Annotated in this window: 1 protein-coding gene; it reads left to right on the forward strand. The window is 69.0% G+C overall.

Features of this window, described 5'->3' with window-relative positions; genetic code table 11:
- Positions 1-225 (forward strand): hypothetical protein (locus BIU95_RS18745; protein WP_175470766.1); only part of this gene is annotated, 225 nt, incomplete at its 5' end.
- Between the last annotated feature and the right edge of the window lie 110 nt (positions 226-335).

A 335-nucleotide genomic window follows, 5' to 3' on the forward strand; every position in this document is an offset into this window, starting at 1 on the left:
GGCGACCAGGTCGTCTTCACGGGGACCGGTGCCCCCGGCGCCAAGGTCGTCCTGAACGGCACCGTGAGCCGCCTGGGCTCCGCGACGGTGAACGGTCAGGGCGCCTGGACGATCTCCGTCGAGCGCACCCTCACCCCGCAGGCGTACACGCTGTTCACCAAGCAGATCACCAAGGGCAACCTCAACGGCCCTGCTGACCAGCGCACCATCAACGTCATCCGGTAACACCACCAGCACCACGCGACGGGCGCCCCTCCACCAGGAGGGGCGCCCGTTCCCGTGCGTCAACCGCGATGCGGGAGGAGAACAGCGGGACAGAACGACGAATGCCGCCG

The sequence above is a fragment of the Curtobacterium sp. MCBA15_007 genome, assembly GCF_001864905.1.
GTDB lineage: Bacteria > Actinomycetota > Actinomycetes > Actinomycetales > Microbacteriaceae > Curtobacterium > Curtobacterium poinsettiae.